The sequence below is a fragment of the Acetoanaerobium pronyense genome, assembly GCF_017874355.1.
GTDB classification, from domain to species: domain Bacteria; phylum Bacillota; class Clostridia; order Peptostreptococcales; family Filifactoraceae; genus Acetoanaerobium; species Acetoanaerobium pronyense.
On sequence record NZ_JAGGLI010000013.1, the window covers coordinates 1 to 15,833 of the forward strand.

General features: G+C 29.8%; 21 protein-coding genes. 17 read left to right on the plus strand and 4 right to left on the minus strand.

The window, feature by feature from the left end:
• Positions 1–101: 101 nt before the first annotated feature.
• A complete protein-coding gene (gene truA, locus J2Z35_RS06795; RefSeq protein WP_209660636.1) occupies positions 102–839 on the minus strand; it encodes a tRNA pseudouridine(38-40) synthase TruA in 738 nt (245 codons plus the stop codon).
• Between the two features lie 44 nt (positions 840–883).
• Positions 884–1,465: a peptide-methionine (S)-S-oxide reductase MsrA gene (msrA, locus tag J2Z35_RS06800; protein ID WP_209660637.1), complete on the minus strand. Its 582-nt coding sequence runs from the start codon at positions 1,463–1,465 to the stop codon at positions 884–886.
• Between the two features lie 185 nt (positions 1,466–1,650).
• On the opposite strand from msrA, the gene J2Z35_RS06805 reads away from it, so the two are divergent.
• Positions 1,651–2,325: a uracil-DNA glycosylase gene (locus J2Z35_RS06805; RefSeq protein ID WP_209660638.1), complete on the plus strand. Its 675-nt coding sequence runs from the start codon at positions 1,651–1,653 to the stop codon at positions 2,323–2,325.
• 87 nt (positions 2,326–2,412) lie between these two features.
• On the opposite strand, the gene J2Z35_RS06810 is transcribed toward J2Z35_RS06805, so the two are convergent.
• Positions 2,413–2,790 (minus strand): DUF3783 domain-containing protein, encoded by a 378-nt coding sequence (locus J2Z35_RS06810; RefSeq protein WP_209660639.1) that lies wholly within the window; start codon positions 2,788–2,790, stop codon positions 2,413–2,415.
• Between the two features lie 161 nt (positions 2,791–2,951).
• Here J2Z35_RS06810 and J2Z35_RS06815 point away from each other — a divergent pair, with 161 nt between their 5' ends.
• The 3 genes from J2Z35_RS06815 to J2Z35_RS06825 all read left to right on the plus strand — a co-directional run bounded on the left by J2Z35_RS06815 (position 2,952) and on the right by J2Z35_RS06825 (position 5,008).
• Positions 2,952–3,719, plus strand: a complete 768-nt coding sequence (locus J2Z35_RS06815) for an inositol monophosphatase family protein (protein WP_209660640.1) — start codon at positions 2,952–2,954, stop codon at positions 3,717–3,719.
• Between the two features lie 136 nt (positions 3,720–3,855).
• Positions 3,856–4,197, plus strand: coding sequence for an encapsulin-associated ferritin-like protein (locus J2Z35_RS06820; RefSeq protein ID WP_209660641.1), 342 nt, complete (start codon positions 3,856–3,858; stop codon positions 4,195–4,197).
• A 16-nt stretch (positions 4,198–4,213) separates the two neighbouring features.
• Positions 4,214–5,008 carry a family 1 encapsulin nanocompartment shell protein gene (locus tag J2Z35_RS06825; protein WP_209660642.1) on the plus strand — a complete coding sequence of 265 codons (795 nt, stop codon included), beginning with the start codon at positions 4,214–4,216 and terminating at the stop codon, positions 5,006–5,008.
• 39 nt (positions 5,009–5,047) lie between these two features.
• Here J2Z35_RS06825 and J2Z35_RS06830 read toward each other — a convergent pair whose 3' ends face one another.
• Positions 5,048–5,533, minus strand: a complete 486-nt coding sequence (locus J2Z35_RS06830; protein ID WP_209660643.1) for a hypothetical protein — start codon at positions 5,531–5,533, stop codon at positions 5,048–5,050.
• Between the two features lie 113 nt (positions 5,534–5,646).
• Between J2Z35_RS06830 and J2Z35_RS06835 the strand changes: the two genes are divergently transcribed.
• From J2Z35_RS06835 to J2Z35_RS06895, 13 genes are all read left to right on the plus strand, one after another.
• The gene (locus J2Z35_RS06835) at positions 5,647–6,174 is read left to right on the plus strand and encodes a GNAT family N-acetyltransferase (protein ID WP_209660644.1); all 528 of its coding nucleotides are present in this window, start codon (positions 5,647–5,649) and stop codon (positions 6,172–6,174) included.
• A 22-nt stretch (positions 6,175–6,196) separates the two neighbouring features.
• Positions 6,197–6,727, plus strand: a complete 531-nt coding sequence (gene lepB, locus J2Z35_RS06840; protein ID WP_209660645.1) for a signal peptidase I — start codon at positions 6,197–6,199, stop codon at positions 6,725–6,727.
• A gap of 10 nt (positions 6,728–6,737) precedes the next feature.
• Positions 6,738–7,493 carry a TIM barrel protein gene (locus J2Z35_RS06845; protein ID WP_209660646.1) on the plus strand — a complete coding sequence of 252 codons (756 nt, stop codon included), beginning with the start codon at positions 6,738–6,740 and terminating at the stop codon, positions 7,491–7,493.
• Between the two features lie 18 nt (positions 7,494–7,511).
• Positions 7,512–9,179: a nucleoside kinase gene (locus J2Z35_RS06850; RefSeq protein ID WP_209660647.1), complete on the plus strand. Its 1,668-nt coding sequence runs from the start codon at positions 7,512–7,514 to the stop codon at positions 9,177–9,179.
• Between the two features lie 5 nt (positions 9,180–9,184).
• Positions 9,185–10,108, plus strand: coding sequence for a glutaminase A (gene glsA, locus J2Z35_RS06855; RefSeq protein ID WP_334300522.1), 924 nt, complete (start codon positions 9,185–9,187; stop codon positions 10,106–10,108).
• Positions 10,109–10,297: 189 nt separating this feature from the next.
• Positions 10,298–10,882 carry an ArsR/SmtB family transcription factor gene (locus J2Z35_RS06860; RefSeq protein ID WP_209660649.1) on the plus strand — a complete coding sequence of 195 codons (585 nt, stop codon included), beginning with the start codon at positions 10,298–10,300 and terminating at the stop codon, positions 10,880–10,882.
• A 192-nt stretch (positions 10,883–11,074) separates the two neighbouring features.
• Positions 11,075–12,094, plus strand: coding sequence for a phosphate acyltransferase PlsX (plsX, locus tag J2Z35_RS06865; RefSeq protein ID WP_209660650.1), 1,020 nt, complete (start codon positions 11,075–11,077; stop codon positions 12,092–12,094).
• Between the two features lie 72 nt (positions 12,095–12,166).
• The gene (locus J2Z35_RS06870; protein ID WP_209660651.1) at positions 12,167–12,532 is read left to right on the plus strand and encodes an Asp23/Gls24 family envelope stress response protein; all 366 of its coding nucleotides are present in this window, start codon (positions 12,167–12,169) and stop codon (positions 12,530–12,532) included.
• Positions 12,533–12,570: 38 nt separating this feature from the next.
• Positions 12,571–12,975 carry a transcription antitermination factor NusB gene (gene nusB / locus J2Z35_RS06875; protein WP_209660652.1) on the plus strand — a complete coding sequence of 135 codons (405 nt, stop codon included), beginning with the start codon at positions 12,571–12,573 and terminating at the stop codon, positions 12,973–12,975.
• A gap of 44 nt (positions 12,976–13,019) precedes the next feature.
• Positions 13,020–14,228 carry an exodeoxyribonuclease VII large subunit gene (gene xseA, locus J2Z35_RS06880; protein WP_209660653.1) on the plus strand — a complete coding sequence of 403 codons (1,209 nt, stop codon included), beginning with the start codon at positions 13,020–13,022 and terminating at the stop codon, positions 14,226–14,228.
• A gap of 38 nt (positions 14,229–14,266) precedes the next feature.
• Entirely contained in the window at positions 14,267–14,491 is a 225-nt protein-coding gene (gene xseB, locus J2Z35_RS06885; protein WP_209660654.1) for an exodeoxyribonuclease VII small subunit, read from the plus strand.
• The gene (locus J2Z35_RS06890; protein ID WP_245330795.1) at positions 14,460–15,368 is read left to right on the plus strand and encodes a polyprenyl synthetase family protein; all 909 of its coding nucleotides are present in this window, start codon (positions 14,460–14,462) and stop codon (positions 15,366–15,368) included. Before xseB ends, J2Z35_RS06890 begins: the two co-directional genes overlap by 32 nt.
• Before the next feature lie 14 nt (positions 15,369–15,382).
• The gene (locus J2Z35_RS06895; protein WP_209660655.1) at positions 15,383–15,832 is read left to right on the plus strand and encodes a divergent PAP2 family protein; all 450 of its coding nucleotides are present in this window, start codon (positions 15,383–15,385) and stop codon (positions 15,830–15,832) included.
• The last annotated feature ends 1 nt before the right edge of the window (position 15,833 follow it).

The following is a 15,833-nucleotide window of genomic DNA, read 5'->3' on the forward strand; positions in this document are numbered from 1 at the left end:
GTGGCATTAATTTGCTGCCTTTTTTTATATTTTTTTAAGAATTAAAAAAAGCGACAAAGTCGCTTTTTAGAAAGGGGCTATTTCCCGACAGCCCCATTTTTTTAATAAGATACTTTGATTAGAGCTAAGCCTTTGGATTCGACCATTGGGCCAGCTATACTTCTATCTTTAGTTGTTAATATATTTGTTATTTCTTGAGGACTTAGGTCTTTTCTTGCGGCTCTAAGTAGAGTTCCTGTTATTATTCTTATCATATTGTGAAGAAATCCGTCTCCAGTGTAATCAATAAAAATAAAGTTATTTTGCTGAGAAATTTGAATATCTGATATTGTTCTAACGCAATTTTTCTTTTTTGACTTCATAGTAGTGAATCCTTCGAAATCATGGGTGCCTATAAAGTTTTTAGATGCGATTTTCATTAACTCTATATCTAAAGATTCAGGGATATGAGAGGAATATTTTCTCGAAAAAACATCTGCATATTTGTTATTATCTATAGTGTATCTATAAAGCTTGGACTTCGCATTATATCTAGCGTGGAATCTTTCAGACGCTTCACTAGCTTTTATAACTCTGATATCTTCAGGAAGATATTTATTAGAGTAGTCTATTATTTCTTTTGGGGATAGTTCTGAGTTTGTAATAAAATTACATACGTATCCCTTTGCATGCACGCCTTTATCTGTTCTTGAGCAACCGATTACATTAGTTTTTTCGTTTGACATTAAGGAAAGCATATCTTCCATCTTTCCCTGAATTGTTATATCTTTCTCATTGAGTCTTTGCCATCCAAGGTAACGAGAACCATCGTACTGTAATTCCAATCTTATATTTTTCATTTTTTCTCCATTCTTGAAATTATTTTAAAAAACTATTCCTGTATTTATATTTCTTTTTTGTTTTCAAGGCCATTTACAATATCATTTATTTTTTCTATATTTTCCTTTGTCCATATTTTTTCCAAAAAAGGGCCTCTTCCAGAAAATTGCTTATAGGTTTTATAATGTATTTTATTACTATTATAATACCTATGATGATATTGTTCGGCTTCAAAAAATTCTGTTGCTGAAATAAGCTTTACAGCTACAGGACTATCAAATATTTGAGATCTATCTAATAGATTAATAAACTCTGAAGCTAATTTCTTTTGAGTCTCATTAGTATAAAAAATTGCCCCTTCATATTGAGTTCCTCTATCTGCAAACTGACCACTGGAATCTGTAGGATTAATATTTTGGAAAAAAATAGAAAGTAACTTTACATATGATATTTTTTCATCATTGTACCATATTTTCACTGCTTCTAAGTGTCCAGTTATACCACTAGAAACATCATTATAGGTAGGATTAGAGGTATTACCGCCTATATATCCAGGCTTTAGGTCCAATACTCCTTCGACATTGTCAAATGCTGCCTCTATACACCAAAAACATCCACCTGCAAACACAGCTTCAAGTTTACTCATGATTACGCCTCCTTAAATACATATCATTATAACATCTTAATACCGACTTAATTTATTATATTTATTAAAAATGACTTTTTTAAAAAATATAATACAGTTTTGATATAATGAAAACATCGTTTATAATGAAATAATTAATATGGGTTATTTTTATAAACTTATTTTATAAGAAAGGATAGATAAATATGGTAAATATAGGAAATGAATGGGACGATATTTTAAAAAATGAATTTAAAAAAGATTATTATTTAAATCTTCGTGAAATATTAAAAAAAGAGTATGCTACATACACTATATACCCAGATATGTTTGATATTTTCACTGCATTTAAAGAAACATCATATAGTGATATAAATGTTGTAATTCTTGGACAAGACCCCTATCATGGTCCAAACCAGGCCCATGGATTAGCTTTTTCAGTGCAAAAAGGAGTAAAAATTCCCCCTTCACTTTTAAATATATATAAAGAAATTGATAACGATTATAATTATGGAATACCCAACAATGGATATCTCATTCCTTGGGCTAGACAAGGAGTTTTTCTTTTAAATACTGTTCTTACAGTAAGAAAAGGAGAAGCTAACTCACATAAGGGAATAGGCTGGGAAACATTTACAGATAGAGTAATAGAGGTTTTAGGTGAAAGGGAAAAACCAATGGTTTTTATGCTTTGGGGGAATCAGGCCAGAGAAAAAGAAAATCTAATTAAAAATGACAAGCATTTAATTTTAAAAAGTCCTCACCCTAGCCCCTTTTCGGCCCATAGAGGGTTTCTTGGAAGCGGACAATTCTCTAAGGTCAATAACTTTTTAAAAAAACAGGAGATAAATGAAATAAATTGGAAAATTCCTAATATATAGCTGAGATGACATCAAAGCATAATTATATTTATGTTTTGAATAAAAAGGCACATCCACTGAAAAATTAGGATGTGCCTTTTTTAAGTTTTATATTTTTTGTCTTGTCATTTCAAGGTGTTCTTCATAAACCTCTTTAATCAAGTCTGCGAATACCCAATCCTTATTTATTTTTGTAAGTGTTGAAGTAACAGGTCTATTTATATTTGCTTCTTTGAATAAAGTAACTAAAGTTTTAATTTCAGCACCATCAAAACCACTGATCATCATAAATTCTATCTCAGGGGCAGCATTCTTTGGAGTATGGTTTTCTTTTTCATATCCATCTAGGGAGTGAAGATATCCAACTAGAAGATTTCCAGATTCTTTTTCTAAAAAATCTATATCAGTAAATCCGTTATTTGTTAATAAGTCATTGATTTCATCTTTTCTTTCAGAGTTTAGTCCATAAAGCAGTATTTTTCCCATAGTATTTTCCTCGCTTTTTTAGTTTATTTATTATAGTATACATAAATAATCTAATCTAAACAAATTTAAAAAGGAAATTTTCAAATGAATCTATTAGGGTATATCATGTATAGAGTAATTATTTAAATAAAATGTTATTTAAGAGAGGGATGAACCATTTCATGGATTATGAAAAAGTTTTGAAGGATGCAATTCAATATGCAAACGAAGCTGGTGAATATCTATTAAAACAGTTTTATGAGGATTTTAAGATTGATTTAAAAGGGTCAAAAGATTTGGTGACAGAAGTGGATTATGCATGCGAAAAACTAATCATTGAAAATATAAAAAAAACCTACAAAAACCATAATATAATTGCTGAAGAATCAGGAAAACATGAAACAGATTCTGAATATACTTGGATTATAGATCCTCTAGATGGAACAATAAATTTCACAAGAGGAATTCCGATCTTTGGGGTTATAATATCATTTGAAAAAAATGGTGAAACAATAATTGGAGTACATCATCTTCCTGCTATTAATCAGACATACTATGCTCTAAAAGGAAAAGGTGCCTTTTTAAACGATAAGCCAATTTCTGTATCTAACAATGATAATCTTTCAAATTTTATTATAGGAACAGGAGATTTTAATATTGGAAAAAACAACTCAGAAAGAGACCTTGATAATAAACTATTAAGTACCATAACTAGTTCCTTATCGCCTATGACTATGAGAACTAAAATACTTGGAGCTGCATGTGCGGACTTAGCTTTTGTAGCATCTGGAAAGATTGATGTGCTATTTTACGCTTTTTCCAACCCATGGGATGTTAAAGCAGGAATACTTCTAATTGAAGAGGCTGGAGGCAAAGTAGTTCAAATTGGAGATATGACAATTTTTTCAAATGGACAAAACCTCGATGAAATAAAGAACGTTTTTATTTGAAAATATTGGCTTAAAAACTAATATAATGTTTAATTTTTTAAAATATTAATAACTCAAATTTTTATTAAATGAATAATTCAAAATCTACAAGGGTATAACTCAAACTGTAGAAAAAATATTTTAGGGGGGATTTTTTATGTCAGGAAATTATCATGAACCTGTAGAGCTATTAGACGAAAAAACTAGAAATATAAGTAGGGCTATTAATAGTTTAAAAGAAGAGGTAGAAGCTGTTGATTGGTATAACCAAAGAGTAGCTACTACAAAAGATCCAGAGCTTAAAGCTATAATGGCTCATAATAGAGATGAAGAAATAGAACATGCATGTATGACTCTTGAATGGCTTAGAAGAAATATGGATAAATGGGATGAAGAATTAAAGACATATTTATTTCAAGAAGGACCAATAACTTCTATAGAAGAAGGAACTTCAGCACATAAAGGTAATAGCGGTTTGAATATTGGCGGGATGAAATAAAAAGGGAGGTTATCTGATGAGCATTCTAAAAAGAGAAATGGCTCCTATTTCTGAAAAGGTATGGGACGAAATTGATGAAAGAGCTAAAGAAGTTTTAAAAAATATACTGTCTGCAAGAAAAGTAGTAAATGTAAAAGGACCTATGGGTTGGGATTATCCAGTAGTGCCAGAGGGCAGATTAGAGATAATTGATGAATGCAGTGAAAGCGGAGTATGTGCAGGAAAATACAAAGTAAAAACTTTAGTAGAATCGAGAATAAATTTTGAACTTGATAGATGGGAAATGGATAATATAATAAGAGGAGCAAAGGATATTAATTTAGAGCCATTGGAAATAGCAGCAAAAAAGATAGCTTTATTTGAAGAAGAAGCTGTATATAATGGTTATGAAAAGGGTGATATCTTAGGCCTTTCAAGTGTTGCAAAACATAACTTGAATTTAGGGGAAGACGCATCTAGTATATTGGCGGCAATGTCCGATGCTAGATTTATACTACTTGATTCATTCTCTGAAGGACCTTTTTCATTGGTAGTTGGAAAAAATGTTTATAGAAAACTAAACTCTATATTTGAAGGATACCCACTTATAAAAATAATAAAGGATATGATTGGTGGAGATGTAATTTTAAGTGAATCAATTGATTGCGCTTTTATGATTCCATATAATCATGAAGATATTGAATTTACAATAGGTCAAGACTTTTCAATAGGTTATGAAAGTCATGATGACAAGAAAGTGAAGTTCTTTATTGCCGAATCCTTTACTTTTAGAGTATTAGATGAAAGCTTAGTTGTTAAATTTAATATTTAGAAGAGATTTATATAACAAAATAAGAGGGCGTACGCCCTCTTATTTTGTTATTATTAATATGATTTCTTCTAAAGTTGAGTTTTGAGGAATCTGAAAAGAACCAGCCTTTATATTTCTTTCTAATCCCATGCTTTGTAATTTATTTAAAAAATCATTTGTAGAATCAATAAGGCTATTTTCATATAAAGCTCTTGCAATAGACTGAGAGCTCGTTCCAGGAGCTATTGCAATATTTCTAATTATTACTTCTTCAGTTTCAGAATTATCATCCTCATTTGAATTACTTTGAACTTCAGGTTCTACACTTTCTACAGAAACCACAGGAGATATATCTTCATCGTTTTCTTCGTCCCTCAAAACAGCTTTAGGAACATTTGTAGTAATACTTTCGCCAAAAGCAAGGGGATTGCCAATATTAAACCATCCATAAAGCTGATGACTAGTAATAAAGATTACACTAGCTAAAATAAATACTCCAAATAGTATATCGCTAATTTCGTATATCCAATCTTGTATTTTTTCCATATGTACACCTCGAGTAAATTTTAAAATAGTCAACTAATACATTATATTATATTATATAATAAAATAGAAAGTTTTAGTAGACAATTCAATAACAAAAGGATGACAAGTATATTATGACTAAAAATTTTGTAGGAAACTTAGAAATTAGAGAGATTGAAATTCACGATGCATCGGCAGTTTCAAACATAATAAAAATATTAAGTGATGAAACTGAAAATTTCCCTTTTTCATCAGAAGATTATGGTGTTGATATTAAAAGGCAAGAATTATTCATAGACCATCTCTCAAAAAAAGAAAATTGTATTTTATTGGGAGCATTTGATAAAACTTCACTATGTGGTTTAATATATCTTGAAGGGGGAACGAAAGATAGGACCTATCACTGTTGTAATTTGGGGATGGGGGTTTTAAAAAAATATTGGGGACAGTCTATAGGAACTATGCTTATTAAAAGAACACTCGATTACGCATATAATACAGAGTGTATTGCCAAAATTGATATACAGGTCAATTCCTGCAATGAAAGAGCAATAGGTCTTTATAAAAAATTTGGTTTTCAAGTAGAAGGAAAAAATAAAAGAGCACTTTTTATAAACGGAGAATTTTACGATTACTTATTAATGGGAAAAATAATAGATTAATATATAAAGGAGAACAATAAGAATGAGTGAATCAATAAAAAAAGAAATATTTGAATGGGGAAAAACAATAATAATAGCTATAATCATGGCATTGATTATAACCACATTTGTAAGACCTACACTTGTTAGAGGAATTTCAATGTATCCAACTCTTGAAGAAAATGATTATCTTCTAATTTATAGACAAGCCTATAGAAATGAAGTTGCAGAACATGGAGATGTTATTGTATTTAAGTCTCATCTCTTACAGCCCAATGGAAAAGAAAAGGATTTAGTAAAAAGAGTTATAGGTACTGAAGGGGATCTTATTCAGGTTGTAGATGGTAAGGTTTATGTAAACTCTGAGGAAATTGATGAGGATTACATAAATGGAGATTATACAGATGGATACGTAGATGCAGTAGTGCCAGAAGGTCATATTTTTGCAATGGGAGACAATAGACCAAATTCTTTAGACAGTAGAGACTCTTCTGTAGGCTTTATTCCAATGGATGATGTGATAGGAAGAGTGTTTATAAGATTATTTCCTTTTAATAAAATTAAAACTTTTTAGGAGATATATTATGATTGGAACTAGTGCTTTATGGTTTGATTTAGATGAAAAGCTTGAATTTATACAACAAACTACACATCTAAAGCTTTTGGAATATGGAATTGACAATTTAGAGGACTTGGATTTTTTTATATCAAAGACGAAAAATCAACAACTAGATAAAGGGTTTCATCTTCCTCTTAAAACCAATCCTATAGAAGATATAAAGATTCTTAGAGATGCGAACTTTTATTATGTTGAACAAATTGTAAGAGAGGCTTTAAAATTAAAACCTCTCTATTTTAATATGCACCTTGGATACGTTTTCTTATGGAAGCTAGCTCAAAAAAGAGAATATTATATAGATTTGGCATGCGAATACCTCAATCATTTGTTGAACTTAGATGAGGAATTTACTCTTTATATTGAAAATGTATATACATTTATTACAAAAAAATCTGGAGATTTATCGTCTTTTGGCTGTTATGAAAGAGATTTTCTAGAAATTATTGAGAAGGTGGGATCGGACAGATTAAAATTTTGTCACGATACAGGTCATTCAATGATTCAAAAAACTTCTTTTGACAAGTCTTCATTAATAAGTTCTTCATTACTTCATCTAAATTTTAATGATTCTACATTAGATGAGCATTTAGGCATTTATATTTTAGGAGACGAAGGAAAAAAATATTACAACTCAATATTAGAAAACAATCTATATAAACATATAATCTTTGAAATGCCATTAAATGAACTTCAAAAATCCATATCTTTCTTAAATTCATAAAATATCTAGGAGGTTATTATGAGTCTTATAACTGTAAGAATAGGTGAAAATGACATGAAATTTAACTCAGGGATTACCTTAGAAGAAATATTAGAATATGATGAAATTAAATTGAATTTGGATTATCCTGTAACATTAGCTTTAGTTGACAATAACCTTAGAGAGTTAAGATATCGTCTAGAACATGACTGTGAAGTGAAGTTTATAGATATATCAGACAAAGATGGAAGAAGAACTTATATGAGGAGTCTTACTTTTCTTTTTATAAGAGCAATTGAAGAACTCTATCCAAACTCAAATGTTAAAATACAACACTCTTTAAGTAATGGTTTTTATTGTGAAGTAGATTCGAGTAAAAAATTCACAATTTTAGATGTAAATAAAGTAGAAAACAGGATGAGAGATTTTATTGACCAAGATGAAAAAATAATTAGATTTAAAACTTCCAAAAAAGATGCAATTGATATATATAAAAAACAAAATAGAGTTGGAAAAGCGGATTTATTAAAATACAAAAATACTGAAGATTTGCACTTATACAGATGTGGATGGCTTGAAGATTATTTTTATGGATATATGGTTCCTTCGTCTAATATGCTTAAAGTTTTCTCTCTCAGACTTTATAATGAAGGGATAGTTTTATTGGGTCCAGATATAAAAAATCCCAAGACAGTAACCAAATTTATTCATCAGCCAAATTTGTTTAAAATTTATAAAGAAGCAAAAAGCTGGGCAGATGTACTGAGCATTCCGAATGCAGCCTCGTTAAATGACGCTATAGAAAATGGTTCAATTCCTGAGGTCATAAGACTTGCAGAGGCTTATCATGAAAAGAAAATCTGTGACATCTCAAACATGATTAATAATGATAAAGAAAAAGGAAAGCTAATATTAATTGCTGGACCATCTTCTTCTGGAAAAACGAGCTTTGCTCAAAGATTAAAACTTCAGCTTATGGTAAACAAAATGAGGCCAGTTTCAATATCTGTAGATGACTATTTTGTAAATAGAGAAGATACTCCACTTGATGAGTTCGGAGAAAAGGATTACGAATCAGTATATGCCATAGATTTAAATACCTTTAATGAAGATCTCGAAAAGCTAATTTCAGGATATGAAATTAATCTTCCAACATTTAACTTTAAAACAGGAGCAAGGGAGTATACAAAAGACAAAAGAATTTCTATAGAAGAAAATCAACCTATAATAATAGAAGGTATTCATGGGCTTAATCCAGTCCTTACTCAATCAATTCCAGAAGGGAATAAATTTAAAATATATATCAGTGCCCTCACTCAGCTAAATCTGGATGAGCATAATAAAATATCTACTACAGATATAAGGCTTATAAGGAGAATTGTTAGAGATTTCGAACATAGATCTTATACTGCAAATGATACTATCAGAATGTGGAAGAGCGTAAATAGAGGGGAAGAAAAAAATATATTTCCGTTCCAAGAAAACTCTGACATAATGTTTAATTCTGCTCTTATTTATGAAATTGGAGTTTTAAAAAAGTATGTAGAGCCATTATTAAATAAAATTTCTATAAAAGATGAAGAATATAGAGAGGCTAAAAGGTTATTAAAATTTCTCCAGTATTTCCTTAGCATAGATGACGAATCTGATATTCCAAATACATCTTTACTTAGAGAATTCATTGGCGGAAGCAAAATAGTACATTAATGGAGGTGTCCAACTTGAATGACATATTGAATCAAGCAATTCAAATAGCAAAACCAAATTTATCGAAAGGAAAGCTCGCTGACTACATTCCTGAGCTTACAAAATCTAATCCCCAAAATATAGGTATATGCATAGTGGATTTGGAAAAGAACATTTATGAAGCTGGTGATAGTAATGTGAAATTTACTATTCAAAGTGTATCAAAACCAATAATGCTTGCTCTTGCATTACTAGAGTATGACGAAGAAAAAATATTTAGTAAAGTAGGAAAAGAACCTTCTGGAGATCCATTTAATTCTTATATGAAATTAGAGATAGTTAAGCCATCTAAACCTTATAATCCCTTTATAAATGCAGGAGCTATAGCAATAGCTTCTATAATCAAGGGAGAGAATCTTCAAGAGAAAGAAAATAAAATCTTGGATTTTTTCAGAAAAATGGCATGTAATCCTGATATATCAATAAATGACTCTGTATATAAATCAGAGAAAGAAACGGGTCACAGGAATAGAGCAATTGGCCACATCTTAAAAAATGAAGGAATAATCGAAGGTGATGTAGAGGAGACCCTTGATTTATATTTTAAACAATGCTCAATTGAAGTGACTGTAAAAGACTTAGCTTTAATGGGTCTTTGCTTAGCTCAAAATGGTATAAATTATAATGGCGAAAGAATTCTTGATGAAAAAATAAGCAAAATAGTAAAAGCTTTTATGTTTACATGTGGGATGTATGATGAATCTGGAGAATATGCAATAAATGTTGGAATACCTTCAAAATCAGGGGTAGGTGGAGGTATAATGGCAAGCGTGCCTTTCAAGTACGGAATAGGGACTTATTCTCCTTCTCTGGACTGTAAAGGAAACAGTATTGGAGGCCTTGATATGCTGAAATTTATTTCAGAAAAATTGAATTTATCAATACTATAAAAAAATTATAATATGTTCAATAAAGAAAAGTTATAAAAATTGTTTATTTTATAGAATACTTTGACAATTATATGATAAAAGAATATAATATATAAAAAAGTATTGTTGTCTTTTGGACTTTTGTTACATTCATTGCTTTTAATTTCCGATATTTACAAATTTAATAGAACGAGGGGAAGGGCACTTATAATGAAGGATATACTTGTTTTAAGAGAACTAGAAGAGATAAAAGCTGTATCTCACCCTTATAGGGTAGAAATTTTAGAGGCTTTTGGACAGGATGCATTATCTGCAAAACAGCTTTCTGAAATTTTAGGCGAACCACATGCAAAAATAAATTATCATATAAAAATTCTTGTTTCCGCCGGGATTCTTGAACTTGTGGAAGAGAGGGTTAAATCAGGAATTATAGAAAAATATTATATGCCTAAGGCAAAAATGGTAGTAATAGATAAAAGTATACTGAATTTTCCAGGAAATGACTCAGTAGCACAAACTTTAAACCAAGTTTCTATATCTTTATTTGAAAAAATAAGTGAAGATTATTATAGAGCTGCTGAAAATAACGAAATAAGTTCTAGACACTTAAGGCACTACAATGAGTATTACATAACAGAAGGAGAAGCTAAAGAAATAATGGATTTAGTAGAATCAAAATTAATAGATATACTTAATAGCAGAAGTTCAAAAGAAATGGATGAATCTAAAAGGCCTTATAACTTTAGCTTAATAGCACTTCCAGATGTAAGAAGAGAGAAAAAAAATAAAAAATAATAAAATAAGAGCCTCGTTTATACTAACGATTACAAATCATTAATATAAACGAGGCTTTTATATTTCAATAAACAAATTTTGGTTCATATTTAATGAATAAATAATATTTAATATATATGTTAATAAATAACAGGATTTATACTATAATATACATATTAATAAATTAATAGGACAATATTAGGAGTGATACTATTGAAAATTGCATTAGATGCTATGGGAGGAGATAATGCTCCTTTATCGAATATTCAAGGTGCGTTTGAAGCTATAAATGCCATGGATGTAGAAGTAATTCTTTTAGGAGATGAAAATATTATAAAAAAGCATTTGGAAAAAGAAAATATCGATACTCCAAAGATTACAATCAAACATTGTGAAGAAATGATATCTAACGACGAAAAGCCAGTAAAGGCTGTAAGAACTAAAAAAAATTCATCTTTAGTGGTTGGTTTAAATCTTTTAAAAAATAAAGAAGTTGATGCATTTGTTTCCGCTGGAAGTACAGGCGCTATTTTAGCAGGAGGATTATTTGTTTTAGGAAGAATAAAAGGAATAGACAGACCTGCTCTTACTGGAGTTTATCCAAATGAAAGTGGTGGAAGTGTTTTATTAGATATAGGTGCAAATGCAGATTGCAAACCAAAAAACTTGGATCAGTTTGCATTAATGGGATCTATTTATGCATCAAGCATCCTTAATATATCAAATCCAAAAGTTGGTCTTATAAATATAGGAGCAGAAGAAGAAAAAGGAAGCGACCTTTATAAATCTTCCTTTGAACTTATGAAAAATAATGCTGAATATAATTTTGTTGGAAATATAGAGGCTCGAGATATACCAAAAGGAACAGTAGATGTCATGGTATGTGATGGATTCACTGGAAACATAATACTAAAATTAACAGAAGGTGTGGCTTCTACTATATTTGGGTTAATAAAAAAGACTATTATGTCTAGTCTTAAAAGCAAAATAGGAGGAATAATGCTCAAAAATTCCTTTGGAGAATTGAAAAAATCTTTAGATTCTGATGAGTACGGAGGAGCTCCATTATTAGGAGTTAATGGTATTGTGATAAAGGCTCATGGAAGTTCTGAGGGAAAAGCAATAAAAAACGCAATAAAACAAGCAAAAACCTTTTATGACAGTAAATCAATTGAAAAAATAATTTCCTATGCAGAAAAAAATAATAAAGTGTCCGAAGAAAAAAGCATCTAATTCAATAAAAATATGATTTTGGCGAATAAATTTGATATAATTTACTTATAACATCAGACATGGAGGTGCAAAATGGAAAATAAAGAATTTGGTCAAATAAAAATTTCTGAAGATGTAATATCTATTATAGCAAGCCTAGCAACCAGTGAAGTAGAAGGGGTTGCACAAATGATTGGAAGTATTACCGGAAATATCGGAGAAATCCTAGGCAAAAAGAATTTTTCAAAAGGAGTAAAAGTTCAAGTTTTAGACGGAAAGGCTGATATAGATGCCTATGTTTATATTGAATATGGAAGCATAATTCCTGATACCGCAAAAAAAATTCAAGAAAATATTAAAACTACTGTAGAGACGATGACTGGACTTGAAGTTAAAACTGTCAATGTCTATATTCAAGGAATTACAACAAAACAAGAAAAGCCTCCAGAAGCAAAATAATGGAATTTTCTTTTAAAAAAATATACTTTGGAGGAAAAATGAAAAGAAAAAATCAAAGAGAACTTTTAATAAAAATGTTCTATGAAATGGAAATGAATAAAGATTTCGGAAATCAGATATATAAAAGCTTCTTAGAAAATAATTCTATAAATAATTTAGAGGATAAATATTTTTATTCCTTATATGAGCTTTATATTAAAAATAAAGAAGCTATTGATGAAAGCATTAAAAGCCTTATAAGCCTTTCATGGGATATGTCAAGAATTGCCAAGGTGGATTTAAGCATACTCAGAGTGGCAGTTACAGAGATAGTTCATATGGAAGATATACCTTATAAAGTCTCTATTAATGAAGCAATAAATTTAGCGAAAGATTATGGAGATGAAAGTTCATACAAATTCATAAATGGAATACTTGGGAATCTTATGAAGCAAATCCAATAAATAACTAGAACCTATTTCAAAAAATAGTGACAGGTGTGAAACTTATGAGAATTAAAACCCTTACTGTTACAGAGCTAAATAATTATATATCAAAACTTTTAAACACTAATCCTCTCCTTCATAATGTTTCTGTGTCTGGAGAGGTATTTAATTTTAAAAAAACTTCTTATGGATATAGTTTTTTTTCCTTAAAGGATTCGTCCTCAAAAATAAATTGTATTATTTTTAAATCTACTGAGGAGAATTTGGAAAAAGAAATTATTAATGGAATAAGTTTAAAAGTAAATGGTCAAATTAAGGTTTACGAAAAAGCTGGAACTTACTCTCTTATTGTAAAGGAGTACATTAAAGTTGGAGATGGAGAACTCTATCTTGAATTTTTAAAAATAAAAGATAATTTACAAAAAAAGGGGTATTTTGATGTCAAACACAAAAAAAATATTTTAAAATATCCTGTGAGCATTGGAATTATAACATCTATAGAGGGGGCAGCTATAGGTGACATAATAAATACCATAAACAGGAGATACCCTCTTGTAAATATAAAGGTTTATGATTCTAAAGTTCAAGGAAAAGACAGTATTTTTGATATAATTAAGGGTATAAATTATTTTGACTCTAAAGAAAATGTGGATACCCTTATTATTGCTAGAGGTGGTGGAGCATTTGATGATCTGAGTATTTTCAATGATGAATCTCTGGCAAAAGCAATATTTTCATCCAATACTCCTATAGTTTCAGCTATAGGTCATGAAACAGATTTTTTTATAAGCGATCTTGTAGCAGACGCAAGAGCATCAACCCCAACTGCAGCAGCAGAAATAACAACCCCTAATATCATCGATATATTAGAAGAGTTGGATAAAAAGAAAAAAGCACTAGATAAAGCAATAAATGAAAATTTATTAAAAAATTTAAGTCTTTTAAATACATCAAAATTAACTTTAGAAAAAAATAACCCTGTTCTTAAGATGGAGGAAAGAAAAGCTCGCATTTCAGGATTGCTAAAAACACTAATTTATTCTCAAAATAAAATACTTCAAAATAAAAAGTTTAATTTGGAAAATATAGGACTTAAGCTCAATTTGCTAAATCCTTTAAATATACTCGAACAAGGATATGCAGTAGTTCAAAAAGAAAAAAAACAGATATCAAGCATCAAAGATATCTCAATAAATGATCATATTATAGTAAAACTTCATGATGGAGATATAAAGGCAAATATAACTCATATTAAAAAGAAAAATTCATAATTTTATTGGCTTACTTCGACAGATCGGAGATGATTATAATGGCACCAAAAAAACTAGGATTAGATGAATCCATAAAAAAACTGGATAAAATAGTGAGCGAACTGGAGATTGGAAATCTTGATCTAGAAAATTCTTTAAAAAAATATGAAGAAGGCATAAATATATATAGAAAATGTTATGAAATGATAAAAGAAGCTGAGCTTCAAATAGAATATCTGAATAAAAATTTAAATGAAGATGGGATGGGAAACAATGACATTTAAAGAACTTATAAAGAAAGATCAGCTAATAGTTGAAGAACATCTGATGAAATTTTTAGATAAAGATTTGACCTACCAAAAAGATATCTTAAAATCAATGAAATATAGTATAAAATCTGGTGGCAAAAGATTGAGGCCAGTATTATTCATGGAGACCATAAAATTATTTGGAAAGAATCCACTAGATTATATGGCATATGCCTGTGCTATTGAAATGATACACACTTACTCATTAATTCATGATGATTTGCCTGCTATGGATGATGATTCATTAAGGAGAGGTCAGCCCACCAATCATATCGTTTTTGGAGAAGCTATGGCAATTTTAGCAGGTGATTCTTTGCTTAATTATGCATTTGAGCTTCTTTTTGAAGATATGAAAGATAGTATAAATCAAAACAAAGCTGAAGCATCATATGAAATTGCGAAAGCAGCAGGAATGTTTGGAATGATTGGCGGTCAAGTAGTTGATATAGATTCTGAAGGAAAAAACATAGATATAGAAACTATGGAGTTCATCCACAGACATAAGACTGGAGCATTAATTGAAGCCTCTATTGTTTCTGCAGCAATACTTTGTGGTGCAAATAGTGATGAACTATCTAATTTGAAAAGATATTCAAAATCAATTGGGCTAAACTTTCAGATAACCGATGATATTTTAGATATCATAGGAGATGAAAGTGTTTTAGGAAAACCAATTGGTAGCGATGAAGAAAATAATAAAGCTACATACCCTAAATTTTATGGACTGGAAAAGAGTATTGAACTTTCTAAACAAATTCGTGATGAAAGCTTAAAATATCTTGAAATTTTTGATGAAGATAAGGTTTTTTTCTTTAAAGAATTGTCAAATTATATTCTTGAAAGAAAAAGCTAGATAGGGGGTAGATTTTGGATTTTATTAATGGATTAATTAGAAACGATGTATTTTTAGCATGTTTTTTAGCTTGGTTTATTGCTCAATTAATAAAAGTTATATTAACCTTCTTTTTTGAAAATAAGTTTGATGCTTCTAGATTTGTTGGCTCTGGTGGAATGCCTAGCTCTCATTCTTCGTTTGTAACTAGTTTAGCAACTGCTGTTGGACTAAAAAGAGGATATGATTCTCCTGAGTTTGCACTTGCTCTTGTATTTGCTCTTATAGTAATGTATGATGCTGCTGGAGTAAGAATGGCCGTTGGAAAACAAGCAAAAATACTGAATTCCATAATAGATGATTTTCAACACCATAAAAAACATCCAATCACTGAAAAAAGACTCAAGGAATTAATAGGACATACACCTATTGAAGTTTTGGCAGGTGCGATTTTAGGAATAATTGTTGCTCAAATATTGATTTAAT